Genomic DNA, 20,283 nt, shown 5'->3' with positions numbered 1-20,283 from the left:
TCGGCGCCCTCGGGAACCGGCACGGAGGGGGACGCGCGGTGGGCGGAGTCGAACTGACGACGGACCAGGTACTGGCTTGGCGCCTGCGCCGCCAACACCTCGGCACGGCACCGCCCCCGGACGGGCCGGTCGCCGTGGTCGAACGCCTCGCCGGGGTGCAGGCCCAGGTCCCGGCCGCCGCCGAACTCGCCGTCGCCCTGCGCACCGGCCCCGGCGCCACCGCGCAACTGCGCACCGCCCTCGCCGACGGCCGCCTGCTGCGCACCTGGGCCCAGCGCGGCACCCTGCACCTGCTCGACCCCGCCACCGCCGCCGACGCACTGGCCCTGATCGGCTCCGCCCGGACCTGGGAGAAGCCCGCCTGGACCAGGGAGTTCGGCGCGACCCCGGCCCAGGTCGCCCACCTGGTCGAAGCCGTCGCCGAACTGCTCGACGGCACCGTGCTGACCAGGGAGGAGCTGACCGCCGCCCTCGCCGCCGACCCCCGGTTCGCCCCGCTGGCCGAACAACTGCGCTCCGGCTGGGGAACGCTGTTGAAACCGCTCGCCTGGCAGGGCGTGCTCTGCCACGCGCCCGCCCCCCACGGCCGGACCGCCTTCACCCACCCGGCCGGCCACAGCCCCACCTGGCCCGGCCTCCCCCCGGTCGACCAGGCCGGCCCGCGCCTGCTCGCCGCCTACCTCGGCGCGTACGGCCCGGCCGACCTGGACCGGTTCGACGCCTGGCTCTCCCGCAACAGCCTGCGCCGGAGCGTCCTCAAGAACTTCGCCGCCGCCCTCGGCGACCGACTGACCGAAGTCACCGTCGACGGCACCCCCGCCTACACCCTCACCGAACACCTCGACGACCTCACGGCCCCCGCCCCCACCACCGGCTCGGTCCACCTGCTCGGCCCGTTCGACCAGTACGTCCTGGGCCCCGGCACCAAGGCCACCGAAATCCTCCCACCCGCCCACCGCCCCGCAGTCAGCCGCACCGCCGGCCGAATCGCCCCGCTCCTCCTGGTCGACGGCCGCATCACCGGCACCTGGCACCAGGACGGCCCCACCCTCACCCTCACCCCCTTCACCCACCGCCCACCCACCGAAACCCTCACCCCGGCCCTCACCCGCCTCGCCACCGCCACGAACACCCCGGACCTGACCGTCCGCTGGTCCACCGACGGCTAGCAGGGCAGCGCTGCTTGCCGGAACGCTTCCACGGCCCAAGAGCTGACGCCCCGTCCCCACCAGCACCGCTACAGCACCAAGGCCGCCCCCGGCTCGCGCGGAGGTCTGCCCCGCCCAGCACCGGCACGTACGGGGTGGACACCGTCCTCCCCGGGTGAGCGGGGATGGTCCCGCATCGCACCAAGCGGTTGATCAGCCACCCAGCACTTTCCGAGAGGATCGTCCGCATGCTGCAGGTATGCCCGAACGGGGCCAGGAGCCGCGTCGAGTGCGATCGTCTCCCCCTGACCGCAACGGAGTTGGCGGCCGAGGTCCGGTCGGCGGTGCGCGCCGGGGCCGAGGACGCGCACCTGCACCCCAAGGATTCCGCGGGCCGGGACACGCTGGAGCCGGAACACGTGGCTGCCGCCGTCGCGGCGGTGCGCGCGGCGGTGCCCGGCGTCCGGATCGGTGTGACCACAGGCGCGTGGGCCGCGCCGGACCCGGAGCGACGCGCCGCGCACGTGCGGGCCTGGACCGTGCTGCCCGACCACGCCTCGGTGAACTGGCACGAGGACGGCGCGGACCTGGTCGCCGACGCGCTGTTGGCCCGGGGGGTCGGCATCGAGGTCGGGATCTTCTCCGGCACCGACGCAGCCCGCCGCTTCCTCGCCTGGCCGAGGGCCCACCGCGCGCTGCGGGTGCTGGCCGAGATCACCGAGACGGAACCGGCAGCCGCCCTGGTCGGTGCCGAGACGCTACTGGACACCTTGCGGGCCGGAACGGATCTGCCGGTCCTGCTCCACGGGGAGGACGGCTCGGCCTGGCCGGTGTTGGCGATGGCCGCCGCCCGGGGCCTGGACACCCGGATCGGCTTGGAGGACGTCCTCCACCTGCCGGACGGATCTCCCGCTCGTGACAATGCCGAACTGGTGAGGAGTGCAAGGAAGTTGATCGACGCGCAGTCCGGCGGCCGACCGTTGGCCTGAGTCGGTGCCGCCGAGGCGGCTGGTGCTGTCGGTGACGCTCTGCATGCCGTGACGGGAGTCGGTGCGGGCGCGGTGTTCGTGCCGGCGGCGGGCGAGTGCGGAGAGGGTCTCGACCGGCATGTCCGCCGCGCCGGCCGCGGTGGTGGATCTGCCGTGCGGCCTGGTGCTGCGCGGCCTGCCCCGGGGCGTGGACGTCAGCATCCCGGTCGAGGAGCGGACGTTCGGCTACCGCTGGGGCTGGCCGGGCGGAGGTGCGGCCGGACGTCCTGGTCCTCTTTCGTCCGACTCCTGCACCACAGCCCGGCCAAGTCCGCCAAGTCCGCCAAGGGCGCCCGAGGCTGCTGACCGATCCCGCACCCGCCGTCCGACGCGCGACATCGGCCGATGTCAGCCGGTCCTCGGACGGGTGTGGGCGGCGATCCGGGTGCCGTCCCAGTCTGCGAGCCGGGCGAGGTCGTTGCCCGCCCACAGGCCCAGGGTCAGCAGCAGTTCGCGGGCATCCTCCGCCCGGGACGCCGGACGCATGTGATCCAGCACCGGCGCACCAATGTGCACCAGCGCGGCGGCCGACGGCGCCCCGGGGTGCTGCCGGACCTCGAGGACCGCGATGTCCAGCACCTCGATCGCGGTGGGGCCGGCGGAGTGCGGGTGGCCCTGCTTCCCGGCGAACCGGTGGCCGAAGTCGAGCAGCCACTCCCGGGCGAGGTCGTGATCGTTGTCGAAGCGGCGCAGCAGACAGGCGGTCGACTGCAGGGCCAGGACAGCGGTGGCCAGTGTCGCCTCCGTCGCCAGGACGGCACGCCGCTCCCAGCCGTTCAGGACGGCGGTGAGCGTGTCGACGATCCGCCAGTCGGGCAGCTCGGCGGCGGTGGTGCTCCGGGCGGCCGCGTCCTCGGCGCAGGCGCGCAGCAGCCAGTGGGCCAGGCCGTCACCACCAATGTCGGCGGAGACTTCGGCGGCGGTGACGGGGTCGGCGGCCATGCGGTTCGCTCCTTCGGTCGTCCCCACGGACCGGTTGAGCGCGGGCAGGCCCGGCCGGAGGGGCTCAGATGCACAGACACCGTCTCTCCCCTGGCTCCCGGCCCAACCCTCACCCGGTCCATGGAACGGCTTTTCACTCCGTAGGGGGGCTGCCCGGGCGGGCCCGGGTCAGCGGGCCGCCGACAGGTCTAGACGGTCGGTGACCTCGCGCCACAGGTCGGCCGGGCAGAGCCCCAGCGGTCGGCGGAACCCGTCGTAGGGTACGCGCAGCGGCGTGTGGTTCTGGAGCCAACTGCTCTCGTGCCCCGAACGGTTCCACCCCGTGTTGGCGATCGGCCAGTAGTGCTCGGGCAAGTCGCTCTTGTCCTGGCTGGTGATCTTCAGGACGGTCGCACCCGTCGGTCCCGCGCCGACGACCAGGCAGGGCCGGTCCTTGCCGCCGCCGCCCTCTTCGAAGGGGACGTACGCGTACCAGACCTGACCGGGCTGCGGGCGTCGTCCCGCCCGGGGCCGTGGCGGGAGCGGCGGGCGCCGCGAGCCCGGCCCCGTCCTGCCGCCGCGCGGACCGTGCGGACCTCCGGCGGAAGGCGACCTGCCGCCCTCGCGACGGCGTGCCCTCCTCCACCACGAGGGGACGAACCACAGGGCCGCCGCGCCGGCGAGCGCGCCGACCGCGACGAGGGCGCTCCAGATTCCGTGACCGAGGAGCAGCCGGGAGTCCAGCGCCCAGAACGCGCCGTAGCCGAGGTACAGGGCCAGGCGGACGAGCCCGTCCGGCAGGTGCGCAGGGAAATCCCCCCGTCCCGGGCGGGCACTCCTCCCACCGGAGCCCCCGCCGGAGTTCCTGCCGGAGTTCCTGCCAGGGGCGGCGGGGGCCCCGCGGCTCCGCTTCTTCCGCTCTTCTTCCAACGTCTCTTCCTCCTGCTTCCCGGAATTGTCCCGCCGTGTCCGCGGGCAGCGCATGCCCGGTCCGGCAGTCCGGACTCCTGCCGGTACCGCCCGGCCCGAGAGCGGGTGGCGACGCGGAGCCTCCCGGAGAGCGCGTCCGATGCGTGGCATGTTCGCCGGGGACCGGGGCAGGCGGCCTGTCGCACGCAGGACCAGGTACGCCGACGAGGAGGCAGTGGATGACCGAGGCTATGTGGGGTTACGAGGGTGCCGAGGGCTACGTCGCAGGCGCGAACCTGACCGGTTACCGGGTCGAGGCGACGGACGGCCACATCGGCAAGGTCGACAAGCACACCGTGGACGTCGGCGCCGGCTACCTCGTGGTGGACACCGGCCCGTGGATCTTCGGCCGCGAGGTGCTGCTCCCGGCGGGCACCGTCACCCGGGTCGACGACCAGGAGAAGACGGTGTGGGTCAACCGCACCCGGGACGAGGTCAAGAACTCGCCCGAGTACGACAAGGACCAGCACGCCGACGACCCGGCCTACCGCCAGCAGGTCGGCGACTACTACGGCAACGGCACCGGCATCTGACCTGCCGCACCCGCACCGATCGGGGCCCCGCGTCCGCACAGGACGCGGGGCCCCGCCCGTTCCGCACCCCATCGGCCTCCGCCCCCTGGACTACGCACTCACCGCCACCATGCTCTGCCCGGCTACCTCGGCGAGCTTGTCCACGGCAGCCGCATCGCGCCGGTAACGGCCGGCGCATCCACCGCACCTGGAGCAGCGGCGGTGCCATCAAGACGGTACGCGTCGGCCCGCACCCCTGACCCGCCCGCCCGGTACCCCGCGCGGGCGGTGCGGGGACGACCCTTCGCGACCTGCGGCGTTGTGACGGCTCTGCCGTTTCTTCGCCACGCATGCTTGCGTGATGCGTTCAGAAGTCAAGGAGCGGTGTGGGTGCGTCTTGGCATGGTGGTACGACGGTGTGAGGTGGGTTCCGCTGGGCGGAGTGCGGAAGGTTGGCGTCAACGTGCCGACCTGTCATCCGTTCTGACGCGTACTACCGCGTACGTAGTAGGGGCGGGAGGATGAGTGGCGGGCAGCCGGGCGGTCCGGCTGCCGATCGGGGAGGGAGCACGCCTTGGGCGAGCACGAGAAGCCCGCGCCGGATCCGGGCCAGGGACACCACCGCCGGGAAACTCCGACGGCCAGGTCCCCCCGCCGCCGCCCGGCGACGGCAAGCACAAGAAGTAGGGGTGCACCGGGTGACCGCGGCCGACGATGCCACCGCTCGGGCCACAGCCGAGGCCAGGGTGCGCTTGGACCAGGCGATGGTGGCCGGAGGGCTGTGGCCGCAGCGTTCACCGTGGCTCCGTGACGCGGTCGCCCGCTTCCCGCGCGACGAATTCGCCCCGGAGCGGCTGTGGGACTGGGACGGCTGTGCCTGGCAGCCGGTTGATCGCGGATCGGACCCGGGCCGGTGGCTGGAGCTGCTGTACGTGGACCCGCACCGCGCCGCGGTCACCCAGGTCACCGCAGGCTTGCCGACGTCCAGCCTCTCGGCCCAGGCCCTGGTCGTCGACATGCTCGACTCCCTCCGCCTCGAACCCGGGCAGCGCGTCCTGGAACTCGGCACCAGCCCCTCCGCGTGGAACGCCGCCCTGCTCACCCACCGGGCCGGGCCCGGCCGGGTGACCACCGTCGAGGTTGACCCCGGCCTCGCGGCCGCCGGCGCCACCCGGCTCAAGACAGCCGGCCTCGACGTCGACGTAGTAGCCGGGGACGGCAGCCTCGGCCACCCGGCCGGCGCCCCGTACGACCGGGCCATCGCCACCTACGCCGTCGACCGGGTGCCCTGGGCCTGGATCGAGCAGACCCGCCCCGGTGGACGCCTCGTCCTCCCCTGGGGCCGCCTCGGCCACGCCGCCCTCACCGTCGCACCCGACCACACCCACGCCACCGGCTGGATGCAGGGCCTCGCCCAGTTCATGCCCGACCGCACCGCCATCCCGCCGTCCTCTCCCGATTTCACCGCTATCCGCACCCACACCCCGCCCTCCGGCCCCGAACAGCACACCACCCGCGACCCCGAAGACCTGCGCACCGACTGGGGCCTGCTGTTCCACCTGCGCGTCGTCCTGCCCGAGCTGGTGATCACCACCGCCGTCGACCAGGACGGAACCAGCGCCTGGATCCACGACGGCCACGAGTCCTGGGCCACCCTGTCCTCCACGCCCGACGGCGTCTACCGCGCCCAGGGCGGCCCCCGACATCTCGCCGACCTGCTCGACGACGCCTGGACACAATGGGAGCAGCTCGGCCGACCGACGGTCTACGACTACGGCATGACCGTCACCCCGGACCGGCAGTGGATCTGGCACACCGACCCCGACCACGGCCCACGCTGGCCTAACCCGACCTGATCACCCATCAACGGCCACTGCTCCCAGACTTAGAGAAGGGCACCGTGTTGTCCGCGGACAACACAGCTCGGCCTTGCATTCCCGTCGGCGCGGGGAGAAGAGAAGCGGTCGACGTCTACGGCGAGATCGCGCACGAGGAGCCAACCCCGCTCGCGCGGGGACGGCGCCCCGGACTGTCAACGGACACGCCCGAATTCCTCTTCTCGGACATTTCAGGTCTCTCCCTGCGGACATCTGATCTCCCTGCCCGGTATGACGAGTTGTCACCCGATCGGGCCTGGTGGTAGCTGTTTGCATCGGTGTGGAGAAGGCGGACGTGTCGATGGCATCGGAGACGCCTTCCGCTGACGAAGCATGCGGCACCGGGCCTGCGAGGAACCGTCCGGACACAGAAGACGTCCCTGTGACCGATGCAGGACGGACGGCGAGGAGAGCACATGAAACGGTTCGCGAAAAGTGTGACGGGGCAGTTCGCCATCTCGGCGGCCGCCTGTATCGTGCTCTTCGCCCTGCTGTGGACACTTGCAGGCTGGGTGCTGTGTGAGCTTGTCGACGGACTGCCTCCCCTACAGAAGTAGCTGCCTTCAGGGCACTGACCGGGCCGTTGGCGTCTGCGCCCCTATGCGAGCGGGACGACGCGCTTGCCGGTGGTGGCCTGGGTGAGGCGGAGGCTGGAGCCCTCGGTCAGGATGATGTGGGCGTGGTGCAGGAGCCGGTCGACGGCCGCGGTGGCGAGCGTCTTGGGCATGATCGAGTCGAATCCTGACGAATGAAGGTTCGACGTCACGATCACGGAGCGGCGTTCGTAGGCTGCATCGATCACCCAGTAGAATGCCTCGGCGGCGATCTGGCCGCGGGGCAGCATGCCGATGTCGTCGACGATGAGGTCGCATCGGGTGATCTTGGTGACGGCCCGGGCCACGGAGTTGTCGACGGTGGCCCGGCCGAGGGTGGTGGTCAGCGACTCCAGGGTGAACCAGCAGACCTGCATGCCGACGACGTCGATGGCCGGCTGACCCCGCTCCCGCTGGCAGGGCGCCCCGGCCTGGCCGGGGCGCTCGGTGTACGCCGGCTGACCCCTCCGCTCACGCGGGGAGGACGACGGACTGTCCCGGCGGGATCACGAACGCGCCAGCTGACCCCCGCGCGAGCGGGGGTCAGCCGTCGAAGGAGGAAAACGCGGGCGTGGTGCGGGCGTCTTCCCCGCGCGGGTGGAGGGTCCGGTCTCATGGGGTGCGCGGCGACGGCCGGGCCTCCCGGCGGGGGAGGGGTGCGGCGCGGTCGGCCCCCGGCCCGGGGTCGACCGCGCCGGTCGGGGGGTCCCCGCCGGGCCGTGGGGGTGGCCCGGCGGGGTGGGTGCTGTGGCACCATGGCGGTTCCGGCGTCCCGCCGTGGCGCGGTGTCCGCCTGGGCCGCGCCCGTACCACCGCACCCCGTTTCGAGGAGAGCACCGATGACCGCCGCCGAGCCGACGTCCGCCCGGCCACCGACCTGGCGCTGCGGCCCGCGGGGCCCGCGGACGTGCCGGCGCTGGTGGCGCTGGTGGAGTCGGCGTACCGGGGGGAGGCGAGCCGGGCCGGGTGGACCACCGAGGCGGACCTGCTGGCGGGGCAGCGCACGGACGAGGCCGCGGTGGCCGAGTTGCTGGGCCGTCCGGACTCGGTGGTGCTGCTGGTCGAGCGGGACGGCGCCCCGGTGGCCTGCTGCCACCTGGAGCGGCGCGGCCCGGCCGCGTACTTCGGGATGTTCTCGGTGTCGCCCGCCGTCCAGGGCGGCGGGCTGGGGCGGCGGGTGCTGGCCCGGGCCGAGGAGTGGGCCCGGGCCGCGTGGGGGTCGACCGCGATGGAGATGACGGTCATCGACCAGCGCGCCGACCTGATCGCCTGGTACGAGCGGCGGGGCTTCGCCCGTACCGGCGAGTTCGAGCCCTTCCCCTACGGGAACGAGCGCTTCGGCGTGCCGCTCCGCCCCGACCTGCGGTTCGCCAGGCTGGTCAAGCCGCTGGAGCCGCAGGGGGAGTGACGGTCCGTCACCACGCGGAGGGGGCGGGCGGGGCGACCACCGGCGGGCGGTCGTCGCAGGTGAGGGTGTTGGGCAGCTCCCAGGAGGCCAGCCAGTCGCCGGTGGTGCCGCCGCCGGAGTTGCCGCCCAGGTCGGCGACCGAGAACTCGGAGCCGGCCGGGGTGAAGTGGAAGGTGCCGCAGTTGTTGACGCCGACGGCGCCGACGTTGCGGGCCACCACGTTCTGGAAGCTGGCCGAGCCGGCCACCCGGGCGCTGAGCACCGAGGTGCCGGTGCCGTCGATCCGGACGTCCTTGAAGGCCAGGTTGGACAGCTTGTACTGGTCCTTCACGCCCCACTCGGCGACCGCCATGATCGCGTTGTAGGTGGAGTCCAGGTAGTGGTCGCCGGTGACCTTGACGTCCGCGTCGATGTCCCGGTCCAGCACCTCGAACCAGATCGCGCCGAGGCCGATGTTCCAGTTCAGCTCGTAGGTGCCGGCCCGCACCGTGGTGTTGTCGGTGAAGTGCAGGTAGCCGGTGAACGGCTCGGCACCGAAGCGGGAACCGGCGTGCAGGCCGGAGCCCTCGCGGACCGGGTCGGCGACCAGGTTGTTCGAGACGGTGGTGTCGGTGCCGCCGTACACCGCGATGGCGTTGGCCAGGGTCGGCGACTGCACGGTGTTGTGGTCGATGACGGTGCGGGCGTCCTCGGTCTTCTCCGACCAGAGCGCGATGCCGTCGTCGCCGGTGTTGCGCAGGAAGTTGTCGCGGATCACCGAGTCGGCCACGCCGGTGTGGAAGTTGATGCCGTCGGCGATCTGGTCGGCGATCTGGTTGCCGGTGATCCGCAGGTTCTTCATCGGGCCGTCCAGCCAGATGCCGACCTTGGTGTGGTGGATGTACAGGCCCTCGATGCTGGAGTCGCTGAACGCCCCGCCGATGCCGTTGACCTGGTCGGTGTCGATCCGCTCCCGGACGTCGCCCTCGATCGCGAACCCGGACAGGTGGACGTTGCGGCTGCCGCCCTGCGCCGCGTCCTTGCCGTAGAGGCCGACGCCGGTGTGCACGCTGCCGTCCGCGCGGGGGCGGACAGGGTCTGCTGGCTGCCCTTGAGCACGGTGTACCAGCTGCCCGCGCCGATCAGCGTGACGTCGTCGACCACCAGGTGGCGGTTGACCTGGAAGACGCCCGGCGGCAGGTACACCGGCAGGTGCAGCAGCTTGGCGAGCTGGACGGCCCGGTCGATGGCGTCCGCGGAGTCGCGCCGCCCGGTCGGGTCGGCGCCCAGCGCGAGCACGTTGACGGCCTTCAGCTCGACATGCGGCGCGGCCACCAGCTGGGAGTCCAGCAGGTCGATCGCCGCCCAGGGGCCTTGGACCCGGCGGGCAGCGCGATCCGGACCTTGTCGCCCGCCTTGTAGGTGCGGCCCAGCAGCAGCCGCTGCTCGTCGTACATGTGGCCGGGCCGGAACGGGGTGGAGATCGCCGGGGCGGGGGTGGTCGCGGCGGGCACGCAGCCGCACTCGGTGATCCACCAGTCGGGGTGCAGCAGCCCGGCCTTCGGGTCGTTGCTGAACGGGTACTGGTTGTACAGCCAGGAGTACTGGCTGGTGGCCGAGAGCTGCCGGCGGTCCTTGCCGTTGACGGTGACGTCCAGCGGCGCGGTGAGGCCGCCGCCGTTCGCCGCGTCCGGCAGGCTGTAGCGGACGGTGATCGCGTTGGCGTCCTTGGGGAGGGTGAACTCCACGTACTGGCCGGGCGCCAGCTTCACCGCGCTGCGGCCGGACGCCTCGGCGGCCAGGGTGTACGCGGTGCGGTCGGCGGCGATCACGCTGCCGTTGGTGGCGGCGTGCTCCGCCTCCTGCTCCAGGAAGTCCACCCGCGCGCCGCGGCCCGCGGTCAGCGCCGGGTCGATCCCGGCCCGGGTCACCGCGGCGGCGCTCCCGGCGGAGCCGGACGCGGACGCGGACGCGGCCTGCGCGGCCGGGGCGCACAGCGCCACCCCAGCCCGAGCACGGAGGCGACCACCACCGCTCCCGCGCGGGCCGGACGGGACAGCACGGAACGGTGGGGGGATGCGGGGGCAGCAGTCATCGGGGACCGGCTCTCTGAAAGGCGTGGTGGAAGTGAGCCGACAGTAGGGGGACGCGCCGCACCACCACAAGAGAGTTGCGTAGAAATTTCTTACAGATGTCAGATTCTTGCGGAGCGAAGGTCAATCATTGCGATGCGATCGGCTCCCGGCCCACTCCACGTACCGGCCCGACTCCCGGGTCAGCCCCATCAGGAACCACAGCAGCAGCGCCGTGTCGTCACCCCAGCCGATCACCGGCAGGAAGTCCGGCACCGCGTCCACCGGGCTGAGCAGGTACACCCCCACCGCCACCGTCAGCGCCGCCAGCTTCCCCGGCCCGACCCCCGGGTAGCGGCCGGTCAGCGCGTCCCGCAGCAGCCGCGGCAGCGCCCGCACCCGCGCCCCGAGCCCGGGCGCGCCCGGCCGCCGGGTCTCCCGGTACAGCCCCCACGCCGAGCGTGTCACCGCCACCCCGTCCAGTCCGCGCACCCGGGCCCCGCCGCCGGTGCCGCCCTTGCCCCGTCCCTTGCCCATCCGGTCCTCCCCGCACGTCCGGCCGACTCCGCTGCCGGGCCGTTCCGCTGCCGACCCTCCACGGTACGGGACGCCGCCCACGCTCCGGGGGCGCTCGGGCTGTGCTCGGGGCGGTGCCCGCGACGGCGCTCGGGGCGGTGCCCGCGAAGGCGCCCGCGGCGGCGCTCGGGGTGGCGCGACACGCTGCGGGTGGCGGAGCGGGCGTGCGTCGCGCCGCGGCCCGGCCGATGCTGGCCGCATGACGAGCCACACGAACAGCAGCAGCACCGAGGAGCCCCTGGTCCGGGTCGCCGAGTTCCGCACCGACAGCCGCTACCGGCTGGTCCACTTCCAGGGGGAGGGCTGGAAGCCGCTCGCCCCCGAGGAGTTCGAACCCGAGGTGCGCCACCACTTCCCCGACCTCGACCCGCGCGACCCCGCCCGGGTGCACTGGGACGACCGCCCCTGGGAGTGGCCCGCCTGGCGCCCCGGCGAAGCCTGACCGACGCGGCGGAGCCCGACCCGCCCCGGCGGAGCCCGACCCGACGCGGCGGAGCCCGCACCCACCGGCCCTCGCGGGGGTCGGCGGGTGCGGGCTCCGCCGCGTCCGGACGTCAGCGGCCCGCGGCCAGCAGCGCCAGGACCTCCTCGGTGGTGCCGGTCTCGCCCAGCCGCGGGAAGATCCGCTCCACGCTGTTGCGGTGGGCCTCCGGGTCCATGTCGGTCATCGCGTCCACCACCGGCGTCACGTGGTAGCCGTGCTCGTGCGCGGCCCGGGCGGTGGACTCGACCCCCATGCTGGTGGCGATGCCGGTCAGCACGATCTGGGTGACGCCCCGGCGGCGCAGCTGCACGTCCAGGTCGGTGCCGTGGAAGGCGCCCCAGTTGTGCTTGGTGACGACCAGGTCGGACGGGTCGTGCAGCTCGGCGGAGAGCCGGTCCCAGTCCTCGGGGCGGGCGGCCCCGCCGCCGGAACGGTTCTGCTCGGTGCGGCCGGGCGGCACGTCCCCGCCGTCGGCGGCGAAGGACACCCGCACCAGCACCACCGGCAGCTTGGCGGCGCGGAACGCCCGGGCGAGCGCGACGCTGCGCTCCAGCACCTCGGTGGTGGGGTACGGGGCGCCGGGGATGGCGAGGATGCCCTGCTGGAGGTCGATGACGACCAGGGCGGTGGTCGGGTCGAGCGCGGTGACGGACACGGCGGACCTTTCGGGGGAGGGGCGGGAGGGCGTGCGGACAGGCCGGAGCCCGGACTGTCCAGTTCCACTGTGCAGGTTACCTGTACAGTTCGAACCGCCGGACCGTCCGGGCCCCGGACCTGCCGTCCGGCCGGGCGCCGCCCGGCCCCGGCCGCCCCGCTCAGCCGCCGAGCTGCGCCTCGATCGCGGCCACCAGCTCCGCCGACTCCGGCTCGGTCCGCGGCCGGAACCGCCCGACCACCTCGCCGTCCGCCGACACCAGGAACTTCTCGAAGTTCCACTGCACGTCCCCGGCCTCGCCCGCCCCGTCCGGGACCTCGGTCAGCCGCGCGTACAGCGGGTGGCGCTCCGCCCCGTTCACGTCGATCTTCTCGAACAGCGGGAACGACACCCCGTACGTGGTCGAGCAGAACTCCTGGATCTCCTCCGCCGACCCCGGCTCCTGCCCCATGAACTGGTTGCACGGGAACCCGAGCACGGTGAACCCGCGCTCCCCGTACGTCTTCTGCAACTGCTCCAGACCCGAGTACTGCGGCGTCAGACCGCACTTGGACGCCACGTTCACCAGCAGCAGCACCTTGCCCCGGTACTCGCCCAGCGAGGACGGCTCGCCCGCCAGCGTCCGGATCGGGAGATCGAACAGCGAATCCACCATGACCTGAACCTGCTTCCTGTACGACGACACACCAACGCCCCCGAACCTACCCCCCGTCCGGGCCCGGACGCCGGGACGCCCGACACCTCGGCCGCTGCGCCGTCCGGCGGAGGGTCCCCGCCGGACGGCGGCCCGCGTGGTCCGATGGGCCACCGGAACAGCGGCGAGACGAACGGACGGACGGCGATGACCTAGTACTCCGACCTGCGGGCGGTCTTCCTCAACTGCACCCTCAAGCGCAGCCCCGAACGCAGCCACACCCAGGGCCTCATCGACCTCAGCGCCGGCATCCTGCGCCGCCAGGGCGTCCGGGTCGACGAGATCCGCGCCGTCGACCACGACATCGCCACCGGCGTCTGGCCCGACATGACCGACCACGGCTGGGACACCGACGAGTGGCCCGTCCTCTACTCCCGGCTCATGGACGCCGACATCCTCACCCTGGCCGGCCCGGTCTGATTCGGTGATACCTGTTATCGGTGCTGGCCATGCGGGTGATCGGGGGCCGAATTCGCCGCCGTTGGCGCAGCGTTCGGTCAATCTGCTCAACGAGGCGAGACAGTAGACGGGATTTTCGGCCGGACCAACCCGGTGCTGACGTTGGGAAGCCGGGGCGTGCTGCGCCGCCTGACCCTGTCAGACGGCCTCGACGCCCGCTGAAGCTGCCCACCTTTCGACGTATACCCGTTCGTGCTCGGGCCACTTCGAGGGGATGATCTTGCCGTCCAGCGTGATCTCCTCGGCTTCAACAACCCGAAGTGTTGGTAGAGGTCAGCGAGGGCTGCGGCAGTTCCTGCAACCAGGTCGCGGCCGCCTTCGACGACGTTGTCCAGGAGGATACTGGCGCTGCCAGTGACATCACTGTGGGCGTGGGGGCCAAGGGTAACCGGATGGCTGCCCCCGCCCAGAGGCATGCGCTCTGCAGGGGCGCAGAAGAGCGTGATCTGGAGGGTGGCGGTGCCAGCCGCACCAGCACGATCAACCGCGTGACGAGCGAGGTACCAGGTTTTTTCCAGGGCTGCCTCGGCGATGCGTCGGCTGTCCCAGCAAGGGACAGAATCAGTCGCTTCGTCATCAAAGCGGTCGAGGATGTGCGCCAGCCGCACCTTGGAACCCCATGCGCCGCTGCCGTCCGAGTGCAAGTGGACGATGTGACGGCCCTTCATCTCGGCGTCGGACGCTGTGAGCCGTCGGGGGCCGACAGAGGTGTGTGGCAAGAGATCGGCCCCGTTCCAGATGAACGGACCCTTAGTCTCTTGGGCGAAGTCTTCCAGGCTCGCCTTGTTGACAGAGAAGGAGCCGGGAATGTCGGGGATAAGGGTCACCGACATGATCGGGTAGCCGAGGTATGCGGCATTGCGGATGTCGTGCTCCGCTCCTCGGAGGACGTCCTGGCGGGCAGCAGTGGCAGTCATGGAGGCCATGATGGTGCTCTTCACCCTGGTTGGGTTCATGAAAGCTACCTGGTTGTCATTGCGCCAGGGGTAGCGAAGTGTGCCGTCCCGCAGGTCGCGCGTGCCGATTACCGCGTGTGGGGCATGCGCGCTCGGCGGCACGGCGACCAGCATGATGCCTTCCGTGCCTCCGGGTTCCTTCGGGACGAAGTGGATGACGCACTCGACGTTCGGTTCGGCCCGCTGGGCGAGGTACTCGTTGTACTGCTTGCGGGCCTGGTCGGTCAGCTGGACCGGCACCGGAACTGTGGGGATGGAGGTAGTGCGATCCTCTGCCATCCCGAGGACCAGGACTCCGCCCGAGGTGTTGGCGAGCGCCAAGACGTCTTTGACGAACTCGCCTGCGCCCTCGGTGCCCCGCCCGTAAGGCACGGGGCCGGCCTTGTAGTCGATGTCCGGGCCCTCGGCGGCGTTCTCGTTGTCCTTCAGACTGAGCAGTTGCTCCCAGGTCGCGTCCTGGAGGCGATGGACACCGAGCAGGGTGCGCAGGCGGAGGTCGAACATCCGGTCACCTCGGGTAAGACGTCATGCGGCCCTGTGGTTCCGGTTCCGAGGCTACCAGTGGTAGCCGAGGCTAGCTGACGCCGTTGATCGTCGAGGTCAAGGTGAAGATTGGCAAATGCTTGAGAGCTGATCAGTGGCGCAGCTATCCGAGCTGGGGCTGGTGAGCCACGTCAGCCACTGCCTGGAAAGTGGCGGACGGTGTCCCAGATGTCCGCTTCGGTTGCCTGCGTCGAGGCGGCGCCGGCCGCCGCCAACCGGATGAGCTAGCCTCCACCGCGCCGCCAGGACTGACCCCGATGGCCACGCGCCCGGACCTCGGCACCGCAGCCCACCGCCCGGATGTCCGGCGGGTCAGTTGAACAGCCCATAAAGATTCCTGGTCGCCGGGACCGGTAGATGCCTGCGGGCGCCGTGCTGCCGGGGAGGACATAGTGGGCAGGGGTGAGGGCATAGCCGCGGTCGCGAAGTGTCGGCGTGCTGACCGAGACGCAGCGGCCCGGCAGATCGCGGTACGGCCCGTCGGGATCCGGTCCGGACCCGGTGCCCCGCCAGGAGTGGTAGATCCGTGAGATCTCGTCTGTGCGCAGCTCACGTAGGGCAGGCGAGGTGTGCGTTTCCATGTACTGCGCGTCGACGAGGAGGACCTGGCCCCTGCGGTCCGTGCGGTGCCCGCCGATCCGGGACTTGTCCTTCGCCAGGATCCAGCAGCAGGTGGGAGCCTTGGTGCTGATGAACACGCCGGCGGGGAGCGCCACGACCGCTGCCACCAGGTCCGCTTCGATCAGCCCTTGCCGGATCCGGCGCTCGTTGTCGGTCGTGGGTACTAGGGAGTTGTCCGTCAGGACCACACACGCCGTTCCCTGGCTGTTCAGTTTGGAGACCGCGTCCTGGAGCCAGGCGTAGTTGGCGTTGCTTGTCGGGGGACGCCGAACTCCCACCGGGGATCGTCCCGGTGGACCTGCACGTGGCGGAGATCGAACGGCGGATGGCTCAAGACGAAGTCGAACTGCCTGTCGTGATGACGGTCGTCCGTCAGTGAGTTGCCCCGGGAAATCCGCTGGCTGGTGCCTTCGAAGCCGTGAACGGTGAGGTTCATCCGGGCCAGCAGCGCGGTCTGCTCGTTGACCTCCTGACCGAAAAGGGTGATGTCCGCCGGATCCGCGCCATGGGCCCGGGCGAAGGATGCAGCTTGGAGCAGCATGCCGCCCGCGCCGCAGGCCGGGTCGTAGACCTCTCCACGGACCGGTTCCAGGAGCTCCACGAGCCATTGGCCGATCCAGCCGGGGTGAAGAACTCGCCGCCCTGACGGCCCTCGGCCTCCGCGAAGCCAGCCAGCAGGTCGGAATAGAAGTCTGGGAGAGCGTAGTCGTCCCGCGATGACCAGGCCGCGGCGGTGTTGAACCGCGCTCCGCCGACCAGTCGCACGACCTCGGCCAGGGCCCGCTGTTCAGCGCTGCCGAGCGGGAAGGGCCGCGGCAACGCGTCGGCGAGTGCGGGCACGGCCACAGCGATGGCTGCGAGCGCCTCGTTGAGCCGGGTGCCCGTCTCGGCGGCCGGCCGCCCGGCGGTGATCTCCGACCAACGCGCGGCGGGCGGGAGCCAGGCGACGCCGACTGAGGTGTACTCGTCCGGGTCCTCCAGGAACTCGTCGAACTGTTCCCCTTCGATCCCGAGCGCGTGGAGCTCGGCCGCCACGGCGGCGCGTCGTTCCGTGAAGGCCTCGGAGAGGGACTTCAGGAAGACCACCGACAGGATGATGTGCTTGTACTGGCTCGCGTTGAAGCTGCCGCGGAGGGCGTCCGCTGCCGACCACAACAAGCGGTTCAGGTCCGCAGGGGAAGCGGGCATCGACGGGTACCTCCTCACGCCGTCAGGACCTCCGACCGCCGCTTGACGATACCCTTCGGACGCGCTGTAACGTGGCGCCAGGTCAGGCTCCGCCGCGGAGCGGCATGCACCACTGGGGGCGGGAATGACGGAGATCGGGTTGGCTGCGGCGCTCGAGGAGCTGCGGCAGGAGCTCTACGAGGCTCAGGACCGGAGTGCTGGTGAGCAGTTCGGTTTCGTCGTGAACGAGGCCCAGTTGGAACTCCTGCTGGAGCTGCGGAACACCGGCAAGGCCGATGGAAAGCTGACATTCGGCGTCGCCGCTGTGGGGGCAGCCGGCGAGCATGCCACGGTCCGGACGCACAAGCTGACGCTGAAGCTCGCGATCCGCGACCGTGCCGCCGGTGATGCCAACCCGGAGATCAGCCACAACGACACCAGGGCCTGGACCGAGGGCTGAGATGGATCCGCGCAGACTGGCGCTGATCCGCACCGGTACGGCGGGGCAGCAACGGAGCGTGGGGTCCGGTTACCTGGTCGCCCCTCGACTGGTACTGACCGCCCGTCATGTCCTGGTCGACGGCGAGAGCGGTTCGCGCTGGCCGGAGGTCCGCGTGCGGGTGGGGCATCCCAACCGCGGCGGGATGCTGAACGGCGCGGCGGCGGAGGTCTGGAAGCACCCGAGCCTGGACGTCGCCCTGGTGCTGCTCGACGCGGACACCGGCATCGAGGGAACCGTGAGCTGGGGCCGGCCCGTCGGCCAGGCCCCGCTGCGGTACGAAGGGCTCGGCTTCCCGCTGGCCAGTCTCGTTGACGAGCGCGAGGTTGAGCACCTGCGCGGGGAGCTCCCGCCACTTTCCTCCGGCTCCGAGCGCCACTACGTGCTGGACCAGGATCCGGTGCCCGACTCCCGGGCCGACCGGACGACACCGTGGGCGGGGGCCTCCGGGGCCGCGGTGTTCTGCGAGGACCACCTGGTCGGTGTGGTGGTCCGGGCGGGCGGATCGTTTGGAACCGGGCGGCTGCGTGCGTGCTCGGCTCAGGCCCTCCTGGCGGACGGGTTTTTCGGACCGGTGCTAGCCGAGTACGCCGCCGGACCGCCGCAGCTGGTCGACATCGGGGCGGCGCTGCCCGCGGAGCGCCCGGCGGCCCAGTACACGGACTGGGAGCGCGAGATCGAGCGGGCTCTGTGGCAGTGGGTCCCCGAGGCGGCAGCCCAGGTCGCCCAGTACCGCTCGCTGGCCGACAAGTTCGGCTACCGGATCCCGTACGGCGAGCAGCCGTCGATCGAACGCCTGACAGCCATGGTCACCGCGCACCCGCGCGGACTCGCCTCGCTCAGCGGCACTCTGGTGGCGGCGCTGCGCCCGGACCACCGCGAGGAGGTGGCCCGGCTACTGGTCCGAGCCCGGGCGCTGCAGGGCTCCCCCCTGCTGTCGATCGATGAGCACGACCGCCTGCTGGATTTGCTGGGCCGGGTCGCCAAGGAGCGTCCCGCGCTGCTGCCGCACGCGTCGCGCGAGGCGCTGCGCTACGCGGTCCTCCCGGAGTCGCTGACCCGGCCCGGGTTCTCGGCCGACGACCTGAGGGCCGCGGTCGAGGGGCTGGAGGCGATGCCCGACGGCGAACAGGGGCCGGTGGGCACACCGTCGGTGCCAGCCCTGGTGAGGGTGGTCGAGTACGTCGCGGCCGCCGTCGACGCGGCCACCGGCGACCAACTGCGTACCTGGTCCGACACGGTGGCGCGCCGCACCGGCATCCACCTGACGGCGCTCGGTGAGCGCCGTGCCGACGCCCGCCAGTGGGCGGCCAGGTCGCTGTCACCGGTCAGCCGAGTGGTCATGGAGCTGACCGGGGTCCCCGGGTCCGCCGACGAGCGCTACACCTGCCGGATCTTGCTGGTCCGACAGGACGGCACGCGCACCGTCCTGCACGAGCCGGAGACGGTGCCGCGGACCCCGGAGCAGATCGCCCGCTGCCTGCAGGACGCGGTGGAGTCCGTGGACGCCGAACCCAGTTGGGGAATGGGCGTGCCCTGGGTGACCGTCGTCGTCGACCGGCAGGGGCTGCACGTCGCCGTCGACGAGTGGAACCCGGGCGCGCCCAACGAGCTGCTCCCGGGCCAGCCGATCGGCGTGGACTACCGCGTCACGATGAGCTGTCCGGAGATCAGCGAGATCGTCAGGCGGCGCGACGCCGACCAGCGGCGCCGGTGGGCCGCCGGATCGTCAGCGGCGCTCACCACCGACCACACCACCGCGACCGCCGACCAACTTCGCCACCGTCTCGAGACGGACCACCGGGACACCGCCCGGGTGGTCCTGCACGGTCCTCCCGAACAGCGCACGACCATGCTGACGTACTGTCTGGCCTTGGGCGTACCGGTCATCCTGTGGGACCGCCAGGCCGCCTGCTTCGAGGACGCCGACAAACTCGGCCGACTCGAACCGGTCGGTCCGCTGCCCGACCTTGCCGAGCGCCTTCGGGCCTTCCGGGGCGCGACCTTCGTCCGACCCGAAGCCGCCCCGGCCCGCCCGTCCCTCGTCTGGGAGGACGGCAACGGGACCCCACAGCCCGAACCGCTGCATCTGACGGACCCTGGAAGGACACACGCCACATGACCATCATTGAACCCGGTGCCAGCGGCGGGGCCGACAGGCCCGAAAACGCCTGGAAGCTGTTTCGGGGCGACGGAACGATCAGGGCGACTGCCTTCCCCCGGCCCCGCCGTGGCGGCGGTTCGGGACGGCGGAGTCCGCCGCCCCCGCACCTCGGCCGTACCTCATCGGCCCCGACGAGGTGGATATCGTCAACGCGGCCCTCCACCTGCGCCGGCCACTGCTGGTGACTGGGCACCCGGGCACCGGCAAGTCCTCGCTGGCCTACGCCATCGCGCACGAGCTCCGCCTCGGACGGGTCCTCCACTGGCCCGTGAACAGCCGGTCCACCCTGCAGGACGCCCTCTACCAGTACGACGCCGTCGGCCGCCTCCGCGAGGCCAATCTCCGACGCGACGGCCAGGGCCGGGAACCCGACGTCGGCCAGTACCTGCAGCTCGGCCCGCTGGGCAACGCCCTCGTGCCGCAGGACCGCCCGCGGGTCCTGCTGATCGACGAACTGGACAAGGGTGATGTCGATCTCCCCAACGACCTGCTGACAGTGTTCGAGGAAGGCGAGTTCACCATCCCGGAACTCGTCCGCCTGATCGACGGCAACGCCCCCGTGGACGTCCAGACCGACGACCTCGACCGCCCGGTCGCGGTCAGCCGCGGACGGATCCGCTGCACCGAGTTCCCCGTCGTGGTGATCACCAGCAACGGGGAGCGCGACTTCCCGCCCGCCTTCCTGCGACGCTGTGTCCGGCTCGACCTGCCCGAGCCCGACGAGCAGCGCCTGCGCGACATCGTCACCGCTCATCTCGGCCCGAACGCCCTGGGCGAGATCGACGACCTCATCGCCCAGTTCCTCGGCCGCCGAGCACCGGGCGAGCTCGCCACAGACCAGCTGCTGAATGCCGTCTTCCTGCGGCAGAGCGGCGTCGACCTCGACGCCGGACGCCTGCTGGAGGCCGTACTGCACCAGCTCGGCGGAGCGGTCTGACACATGCTCGGACGGCTGACG

At 71.9% G+C, this 20,283-nt stretch carries 15 protein-coding genes and 6 pseudogenes; 11 read left to right on the top strand and 10 right to left on the bottom strand.

The genetic code is table 11. The features are described from left to right. Positions 1 to 38: 38 nt before the first annotated feature. Entirely contained in the window at positions 39 to 1,169 is a 1,131-nt protein-coding gene (locus tag QMQ26_RS05400) for a winged helix DNA-binding domain-containing protein (protein WP_282204940.1), read from the top strand. A 227-nt stretch (positions 1,170 to 1,396) separates the two neighbouring features. Continuing rightward, a complete protein-coding gene (locus QMQ26_RS05395; RefSeq protein WP_282206432.1) occupies positions 1,397 to 2,137 on the top strand; it encodes a 3-keto-5-aminohexanoate cleavage protein in 741 nt (246 codons plus the stop codon). Positions 2,138 to 2,524: 387 nt separating this feature from the next. Here the strand turns inward: QMQ26_RS05395 and QMQ26_RS05390 are convergent, their stop codons facing one another. Then, positions 2,525 to 3,118 (bottom strand): protein-tyrosine phosphatase family protein, encoded by a 594-nt coding sequence (locus QMQ26_RS05390; RefSeq protein WP_282204939.1) that lies wholly within the window; start codon positions 3,116 to 3,118, stop codon positions 2,525 to 2,527. Between the two features lie 168 nt (positions 3,119 to 3,286). Further along, the gene (locus QMQ26_RS05385; RefSeq protein ID WP_282204938.1) at positions 3,287 to 4,027 is read right to left on the bottom strand and encodes a type II toxin-antitoxin system PemK/MazF family toxin; all 741 of its coding nucleotides are present in this window, start codon (positions 4,025 to 4,027) and stop codon (positions 3,287 to 3,289) included. A gap of 218 nt (positions 4,028 to 4,245) precedes the next feature. Here QMQ26_RS05385 and QMQ26_RS05380 point away from each other — a divergent pair, with 218 nt between their 5' ends. The 3 genes from QMQ26_RS05380 (at position 4,246) to QMQ26_RS05370 (ending at position 7,012) form a co-directional block, all read left to right on the top strand. Then, positions 4,246 to 4,599: a PRC-barrel domain-containing protein gene (locus QMQ26_RS05380; protein WP_282204937.1), complete on the top strand. Its 354-nt coding sequence runs from the start codon at positions 4,246 to 4,248 to the stop codon at positions 4,597 to 4,599. 725 nt (positions 4,600 to 5,324) lie between these two features. Further along, positions 5,325 to 6,434, top strand: coding sequence for a methyltransferase domain-containing protein (locus tag QMQ26_RS05375; RefSeq protein ID WP_282204936.1), 1,110 nt, complete (start codon positions 5,325 to 5,327; stop codon positions 6,432 to 6,434). A gap of 437 nt (positions 6,435 to 6,871) precedes the next feature. After that, positions 6,872 to 7,012: a hypothetical protein gene (locus QMQ26_RS05370; protein ID WP_282204935.1), complete on the top strand. Its 141-nt coding sequence runs from the start codon at positions 6,872 to 6,874 to the stop codon at positions 7,010 to 7,012. A 41-nt stretch (positions 7,013 to 7,053) separates the two neighbouring features. Here the strand turns inward: QMQ26_RS05370 and QMQ26_RS05365 are convergent. Further along, positions 7,054 to 7,452 (bottom strand): annotated as a pseudogene (locus tag QMQ26_RS05365) (ATP-binding protein); the annotation flags it as partial. 473 nt (positions 7,453 to 7,925) lie between these two features. Here QMQ26_RS05365 and QMQ26_RS05360 point away from each other — a divergent pair. After that, the gene (locus tag QMQ26_RS05360) at positions 7,926 to 8,456 is read left to right on the top strand and encodes a GNAT family N-acetyltransferase (RefSeq protein ID WP_282206431.1); all 531 of its coding nucleotides are present in this window, start codon (positions 7,926 to 7,928) and stop codon (positions 8,454 to 8,456) included. Between the two features lie 7 nt (positions 8,457 to 8,463). On the opposite strand, the pseudogene QMQ26_RS05355 reads toward QMQ26_RS05360, so the two are convergent. Both QMQ26_RS05355 and QMQ26_RS05350 read right to left on the bottom strand, forming a co-directional pair. Continuing rightward, positions 8,464 to 10,432, bottom strand: a pseudogene (locus tag QMQ26_RS05355) (glycosyl hydrolase family 28-related protein). Between the two features lie 219 nt (positions 10,433 to 10,651). Further along, the gene (locus tag QMQ26_RS05350; protein WP_282204934.1) at positions 10,652 to 11,044 is read right to left on the bottom strand and encodes a YkvA family protein; all 393 of its coding nucleotides are present in this window, start codon (positions 11,042 to 11,044) and stop codon (positions 10,652 to 10,654) included. 238 nt (positions 11,045 to 11,282) lie between these two features. Between QMQ26_RS05350 and QMQ26_RS05345 the strand changes: the two genes are divergently transcribed. After that, entirely contained in the window at positions 11,283 to 11,525 is a 243-nt protein-coding gene (locus tag QMQ26_RS05345) for a hypothetical protein (protein ID WP_282204933.1), read from the top strand. A 112-nt stretch (positions 11,526 to 11,637) separates the two neighbouring features. Here QMQ26_RS05345 and QMQ26_RS05340 read toward each other — a convergent pair whose 3' ends face one another. Beyond that, the gene (locus QMQ26_RS05340; protein WP_282204932.1) at positions 11,638 to 12,222 is read right to left on the bottom strand and encodes an isochorismatase family protein; all 585 of its coding nucleotides are present in this window, start codon (positions 12,220 to 12,222) and stop codon (positions 11,638 to 11,640) included. A 160-nt stretch (positions 12,223 to 12,382) separates the two neighbouring features. After that, positions 12,383 to 12,877, bottom strand: coding sequence for a glutathione peroxidase (locus tag QMQ26_RS05335; protein ID WP_282204931.1), 495 nt, complete (start codon positions 12,875 to 12,877; stop codon positions 12,383 to 12,385). A gap of 204 nt (positions 12,878 to 13,081) precedes the next feature. On the opposite strand from QMQ26_RS05335, the pseudogene QMQ26_RS05330 reads away from it, so the two are divergent. Further along, positions 13,082 to 13,333 (top strand): annotated as a pseudogene (locus QMQ26_RS05330) (flavodoxin family protein); the annotation flags it as partial. An 89-nt stretch (positions 13,334 to 13,422) separates the two neighbouring features. Here the strand turns inward: QMQ26_RS05330 and QMQ26_RS05325 are convergent. From QMQ26_RS05325 to QMQ26_RS05315, 3 genes and pseudogenes are all read right to left on the bottom strand, one after another. Then, complete coding sequence (locus QMQ26_RS05325; RefSeq protein ID WP_282204930.1) at positions 13,423 to 14,835, bottom strand: AlbA family DNA-binding domain-containing protein; 1,413 nt, start codon at positions 14,833 to 14,835, stop codon at positions 13,423 to 13,425. Between the two features lie 263 nt (positions 14,836 to 15,098). Beyond that, a pseudogene (locus QMQ26_RS05320) lies at positions 15,099 to 16,096 on the bottom strand (N-6 DNA methylase). 272 nt (positions 16,097 to 16,368) lie between these two features. Further along, a pseudogene (locus QMQ26_RS05315) lies at positions 16,369 to 16,683 on the bottom strand (type I restriction-modification system subunit M N-terminal domain-containing protein); the annotation flags it as partial. Between the two features lie 124 nt (positions 16,684 to 16,807). Between QMQ26_RS05315 and QMQ26_RS05310 the strand changes: the two are divergent. From QMQ26_RS05310 to QMQ26_RS05300, 3 genes and pseudogenes are all read left to right on the top strand, one after another. Next, positions 16,808 to 17,122, top strand: a complete 315-nt coding sequence (locus QMQ26_RS05310) for a trypco2 family protein (RefSeq protein WP_282204929.1) — start codon at positions 16,808 to 16,810, stop codon at positions 17,120 to 17,122. A gap of 1 nt (position 17,123) precedes the next feature. Then, positions 17,124 to 19,283: a VMAP-C domain-containing protein gene (locus QMQ26_RS05305; protein ID WP_282204928.1), complete on the top strand. Its 2,160-nt coding sequence runs from the start codon at positions 17,124 to 17,126 to the stop codon at positions 19,281 to 19,283. Beyond that, positions 19,280 to 20,262: pseudogene (locus tag QMQ26_RS05300) on the top strand (AAA family ATPase). The gene QMQ26_RS05305 and the pseudogene QMQ26_RS05300 overlap by 4 nt, the downstream one beginning before the upstream one ends. Positions 20,263 to 20,283: the final 21 nt, after the last annotated feature.

Source organism: Kitasatospora fiedleri, assembly GCF_948472415.1.
GTDB lineage: Bacteria > Actinomycetota > Actinomycetes > Streptomycetales > Streptomycetaceae > Kitasatospora > Kitasatospora fiedleri.
This window is presented reverse-complemented; position numbering and strand designations above follow the sequence as displayed.